This is a genomic window from Tsukamurella sputi (genome assembly GCF_007858445.1).
Taxonomy (GTDB): domain Bacteria; phylum Actinomycetota; class Actinomycetes; order Mycobacteriales; family Mycobacteriaceae; genus Tsukamurella; species Tsukamurella sputi.
The window spans coordinates 1-528 of record NZ_VIGV01000205.1; the positions used below are offsets into that span (position 1 = coordinate 1).

Here is a 528-nt window from a genome sequence, read left to right on the forward strand (position 1 = left end):
GCCGCCCACGTGTGTTCACCGATCAGCTGCACCGTGTATGGATAGCCCTCAGCCCGAGCGACAGCCCGCCGCAGGGCCTCCGGTGTCCACTGCACCCCACGCTGCTGCGCTGGCGCCGCCAACGCGATCGCCGCGGCGTCGTCGCTGAGGCCACCGAGGGTGCGGTAGTCGAACCGCTCCGCGTTCGTCACCGCCTTGTTGATCACCGCCGTGCTCGTCGGCAGGCCCGCTCCGAACAACGCAACCGGCAGATCCGGGCGCCGAGCCTGGAGATTTTGCCAGGTGTAGCTCAGCGTCCGCAGACTCGCCGGATCGCCCTGCTGGATCTCGTCGACGAACACCACAACACCGCCCGGGCGCTGCTTGCGCACCTTGTCCCGGACCTCGGTCAGCAGGTCCTGCAGATCCCAGGTATCGACCGGCCCCTCACCCTCCGGTTCACGCGCACGAGGCGCCACCGTCGCCTCCGCCGACCCGACTCCCGGCACCGACAGCCCGAACTTCACCGTCAGCCGCTCACTGAGCCGG

The 528-nt window shown here is 69.7% G+C and carries 1 pseudogene; it reads right to left on the reverse strand.

What is annotated here, in order from left to right:
• Positions 1 to 528, reverse strand: a pseudogene (locus FK268_RS23840) (AAA family ATPase); the annotation flags it as partial.